This is a genomic window from Mesorhizobium sp. L103C105A0 (assembly GCF_000502215.1).
Classification (GTDB): domain Bacteria; phylum Pseudomonadota; class Alphaproteobacteria; order Rhizobiales; family Rhizobiaceae; genus Mesorhizobium.
This window is the reverse complement of the sequence record NZ_AYXF01000001.1, coordinates 1-5,000: the sequence shown is the minus strand read 5'-3', so window position 1 is coordinate 5,000 and position 5,000 is coordinate 1. Positions and strand designations below refer to the sequence as shown.

General features: G+C 55.2%; 1 protein-coding gene, 1 tRNA gene, 2 rRNA genes and 1 pseudogene. 4 read left to right on the top strand and 1 reads right to left on the bottom strand.

All coding sequences use genetic code 11. From position 1 onward, the window contains the following. The first annotated feature begins 320 nt into the window (after nt 1-320). The 4 genes and pseudogenes from X727_RS164205 to X727_RS1000000169735 all read left to right on the top strand — a co-directional run bounded on the left by X727_RS164205 (nt 321) and on the right by X727_RS1000000169735 (nt 4,428). A 23S ribosomal RNA gene (locus X727_RS164205) occupies nt 321-3,122 on the top strand. Nucleotides 3,123-3,323: 201 nt separating this feature from the next. Continuing rightward, nucleotides 3,324-3,438, top strand: a 5S ribosomal RNA gene (gene rrf, locus X727_RS164210). A 258-nt stretch (nt 3,439-3,696) separates the two neighbouring features. Next, a tRNA-Met gene (locus X727_RS164215) sits at nt 3,697-3,773 on the top strand. 387 nt (nt 3,774-4,160) lie between these two features. Beyond that, a pseudogene (locus X727_RS1000000169735) lies at nt 4,161-4,428 on the top strand (type II toxin-antitoxin system ParD family antitoxin). On the opposite strand, the gene X727_RS1000000167635 reads toward X727_RS1000000169735, so the two are convergent. Continuing rightward, nucleotides 4,401-4,649 (bottom strand): hypothetical protein, encoded by a 249-nt coding sequence (locus X727_RS1000000167635; protein ID WP_023699417.1) that lies wholly within the window; start codon nt 4,647-4,649, stop codon nt 4,401-4,403. The pseudogene X727_RS1000000169735 and the gene X727_RS1000000167635 sit on opposite strands and share 28 nt — an antisense overlap. Nucleotides 4,650-5,000: the final 351 nt, after the last annotated feature.

Genomic DNA, 5,000 nt, shown 5'->3' with positions numbered 1-5,000 from the left:
TTGTGGTGAGCTTCTTGGCTTGCCGCTTGTTCTGTTTTGACATCGTAAAGAGAAGATTTGTTCGAACTTCATGAGCCGAAAGGTTCGTGATTTGTCGCGGGAGACGCTCAATCTCCCGCATATGATGGGTTTGCCTAACCGCACCCTCGAACCGATCTCGAGAAGCTGGTCTTTTTGTGCCAATGACATCGAATGTGGATCCCGCACAGGATCCGGTTCAGGCGACAATTCCTTTGGAATTGCGCGGACGCCAACCCCGCAAGGGAGAGGCTGAAGCGACAATCCTTCGGATTGCGCGGATGGGCATTGGCAATGAGAACGATCAAGTGTCTTAAGGGCAATTGGTGGATGCCTTGGCATGCACAGGCGATGAAGGACGTGATACGCTGCGATAAGCTACGGGGAGGTGCGAATACCCTTTGATCCGTAGATTTCCGAATGGGGAAACCCACCTAAGGTACTTGGAAAATCAGAGTAGCAGAGCGATCTGCTACTGTGGTTTCCAAGTATCGATAATAGGTAACTTATCCTGAATACATAGGGATAAAGTGGCGAACGCGGGGAACTGAAACATCTAAGTACCCGTAGGAAAGGACATCAACCGAGACTCCGGAAGTAGTGGCGAGCGAACCCGGACCAGGCCAGTGGCGATTGAGAGACAAGCGGAACCTTCTGGAAAGTAGGGCCATAGTGGGTGACAGCCCCGTACGCGTAATGCGATCAATCGTCCTCGAGTAAGGCGGGACACGTGAAATCCTGTCTGAAATTGGGAGGACCACCTTCCAAGCCTAAGTACTCGTGCATGACCGATAGCGAACTAGTACCGTGAGGGAAAGGTGAAAAGCACCCCGACAAGGGGAGTGAAAGAGTACCTGAAACCGATTGCCTACAAACAGTGGGAGCCCGCAAGGGTCACCACGTACCTTTTGTATAATGGGTCAGCGACTTAGTGTGACGAGCAAGCTTAAACCGCTAGGTGTAGGCGCAGCGAAAGCGAGTCTGAACAGGGCGTTCAGTTCGTCGCATTAGACCCGAAACCGAGTGATCTAGCCATGAGCAGGTTGAAGGTAAGGTAACACTTACTGGAGGACCGAACCCATAACTGTTGCAATAGTTCGGGATGACTTGTGGCTAGGGGTGAAAGGCCAATCAAACTCGGAAATAGCTGGTTCTCCGCGAAATCTATTTAGGTAGAGCGTCGACCGAATACCCCAGGGGGTAGAGCACTGGATGGGCTAGGGGTCCTCACCGGATTACCAAACCTAACCAAACTCCGAATACCTGGGAGTACTAGTCGGCAGACACACGGCGGGTGCTAACGTCCGTCGTGAAAAGGGAAACAACCCTGACCTACAGCTAAGGTCCCCAAGTTATGGCTAAGTGGGAAAGGATGTGAGGATCCCAAAACAACCAGGATGTTGGCTTAGAAGCAGCCATCATTTAAAGAAAGCGTAACAGCTCACTGGTCTAAATAAGGGTCTTTGCGCCGAAAATGTAACGGGGCTAAAGCCATACACCGAAGCTTAGGGTTTGGTCCGCAAGGGCCAAGCGGTAGCGGAGCGTTCTGTAAGCTGACGAAGCCATACCCGTGAGGGGTGGTGGAGGTATCAGAAGTGCGAATGCTGACATGAGTAACGTAAGGGGAGTGAGAGACTCCCCCGCCGAAAGACCAAGGGTTCCTGCTTAAAGCTAATCTGAGCAGGGTTAGCCGGCCCCTAAGACGAGGCGGAAACGCGTAGTCGATGGGAACCACGTTAATATTCGTGGGCTTGGAGGTAGTGACGGATCGCACAAGTTGTCCAATCTTATCGGATTGAACGGGCAGCGGAGCGGTTCCAGGAAATAGCTCCTCCTTATAAACCGTACCCGAAACCGACACTGGTGGTCAGGTAGAGTATACCAAGGCGCTTGAGAGAACTATGCTGAAGGAACTCGGCAAATTGCACGCGTAACTTCGGAAGAAGCGTGACCCTTTTCTACGCAAGTAGAGGAGGGTGGCACAGACCAGGGGGTAGCGACTGTTTATCAAAAACACAGGGCTCTGCGAAGTCGCAAGACGACGTATAGGGTCTGACGCCTGCCCGGTGCTGGAAGGTTAAGAGGAGGGGTGCAAGCTCTGAATCGAAGCCCCAGTAAACGGCGGCCGTAACTATAACGGTCCTAAGGTAGCGAAATTCCTTGTCGGGTAAGTTCCGACCTGCACGAATGGCGTAACGACTTCCCCGCTGTCTCCAGCATAGACTCAGTGAAATTGAATTCCCCGTGAAGATGCGGGGTTCCTGCGGTTAGACGGAAAGACCCCGTGCACCTTTACTATAGCTTTACATTGGCATTCGTAGTGGCATGTGTAGGATAGGTGGTAGGCTTTGAAACCTGGGCGCCAGCTCAGGTGGAGCCACCCTTGAAATACCACCCTTATTACTATGGATGTCTAACCGCGGCCCGTTATCCGGGTCCGGGACAATGTATGGTGGGTAGTTTGACTGGGGCGGTCGCCTCCTAAAGAGTAACGGAGGCGCGCGATGGTGGGCTCAGAACGGTCGGAAATCGTTCGCTGAGTGCAATGGCATAAGCCTGCCTGACTGCGAGACTGACAAGTCGAGCAGAGACGAAAGTCGGTCATAGTGATCCGGTGGTCCCGCGTGGAAGGGCCATCGCTCAACGGATAAAAGGTACGCCGGGGATAACAGGCTGATGACCCCCAAGAGTCCATATCGACGGGGTTGTTTGGCACCTCGATGTCGACTCATCGCATCCTGGGGCTGGAGCAGGTCCCAAGGGTATGGCTGTTCGCCATTTAAAGCGGTACGTGAGTTGGGTTCAGAACGTCGTGAGACAGTTCGGTCCCTATCTGCCGTGGGTGTAGGAATATTGAAAGGATCTGTCCCTAGTACGAGAGGACCGGGATGGACGGATCTCTGGTGGACCTGTTGTGGCGCCAGCCGCATAGCAGGGTAGCTATATCCGGACGGGATAACCGCTGAAGGCATCTAAGCGGGAAACCCACCTTAAAACGAGTATTCCCTGAGAACCGTGGAAGACGACCACGTTGATAGGCCGGGTGTGGAAGAGCGGCAACGCTTGAAGCTTACCGGTACTAATAGTTCGATCGGCTTGATCGTTCTCATTCCTTATGCTCATCGTGAACACGATGATCTGACCAGCGCTCACGCATGAGCGGCCCTTAACAGGGCCTATGCTCCGCGAGGGCGCCGGAAAACCGGCGACGCGCAGTCGCGCTTGCGGACTTTGTCCGTTAGCTAGACACAAACGTCGCCTTGGCACGAAAAAACAGCTTCTCGATATAACGTGCGTTTTGCCGACCTGGTGGTTATGGCGGAGCGGCTGCACCCGATCCCATTCCGAACTCGGCCGTGAAACGCTCCAGCGCTGATGGTACTTCGTCTCAAGACGCGGGAGAGTAGGTCGCTGCCAGGTCTGCAAAACGCACGTTGAACTCTCATCCGCAAACCGGATGAAACTGAAATCTTCTCTCTACGAAAAGGCCCGCCAAGGGATCACGGGCCGCGCAAGCGGCCCTTTCATTTGGTCAGCCATATACCTATCTGTAAGCCATCCTTTTCATAGGCCCAGGCTTACGTCCAGATAAGCAAGCAAACGCTTGCTTCAGATCCGGAGCAGGCAAGAGCTTGCCCTGGAGAGTCCGGAGCAAGCAAGAGCTTGCCCTGGAGGTGACGCGGGGTGGAGCAGCCCGGTAGCTCGTCAGGCTCATAACCTGAAGGTCACAGGTTCAAATCCTGTCCCCGCAACCAACAAAAAAAGCCCGCTTCACGCGGGCTTTTTGCGTTCGGACCGTGATCGATGGCGATTTTAACCTGCACCAGGGGTCGGAAGCAGGCGAAGCCGACGCCGTAGGACAGAAAAGCCAAATCATGACCCCCAACCGCCCGCAGCTCGCAGGCCTTTTTGTTATTCGGCACCTTTGCCCACGCGAAGCCGGTTGGCTCCCGGCTCTGTCAGCGCGGCAACCGCCACGCGCCGGCGCGATGGTGACCGGACGCTTTGGACCCTGCAAAACCAGGCGACGAACCATTCTCTCGCCATCAGATCTTGGAAAACGAACCGTGATCGTGCGCTTCCAATCATTGCTATTATTGCTACCGGGCTTGATCGGCGCCATAATCTTCCAGGAGGTTGCCGTGCCCGATTACGCTCTGAACGACGAACCACTATGAGAGCTTCATCAGGAAGCAGCTCGAATCAGGCCGCTACAACAATGCCTGAGATGTTCGCGCCGGCCTACGTATGCTCGAGGATTTCGAGGCGGAGCGGGAGAGATGGCTGCGCGAGGAGGTTCCGGCGCGCCTGACCGAGCTCCGGCAGGATCCGGCTAAGGGCATCCCTGTCGAGACGGTTTTTCCGCGACTCGAGGCGCGTCATCACGCGAAGCAGGCGAAAGCCAAATAGGCAATGGAGTACCGCATTGTCTTCCACCCCAAGGCGGAACTGAACTCGGCCAGTTCTATGACGACGTAGCCGACCCGTGCGTCGCCGGCGATCGCTTGGAATTTCGTTGTCGGCATGCGCGACCATTGCCTGAGCGTGTCGACTTTTCCACAGTGCGGCACAGAGCGGGTCGAGATCATGCCTGGTCCGCGGATCATCAGCTGGCGACGTGCCGTCAGCATTGCTTTCGCAGTCGATGCCGAACGGGTCTGGTCCTGGGTATTTTTTCGCCGGCCGCAACATCACGGCGGAATTGCTGGAAGGCCGGCTCTGAAGCGCTGCTTAGGCTGGCGTGGGGATCGACACTCGCCAGGAGGCGATTCTCAGGCCGATGGCACGCACCTGCCGCCGCCTAGGTGGGAGCTTGGTAGAAGAGTGATCCTCAGCGGAACACCACTCACAATTTCAGCCAAGCCAGCTCACGAATTTCCGCCCCGTGGATATCTCCACGAGAAATCGAAAAAACATCGTCGATGACTGTTGACAGTTCTGGTTGGTGGCGACTATATACGCCTCACGAACGAGGGCGGTGC

Coding starts and splice junctions, on each gene's coding strand:
- X727_RS1000000167635 (WP_023699417.1), bottom strand. CDS start 4,649: ATGCTGACGGCACGTCGCCAGCTGATGATCCGCGGACCAGGCATGATC.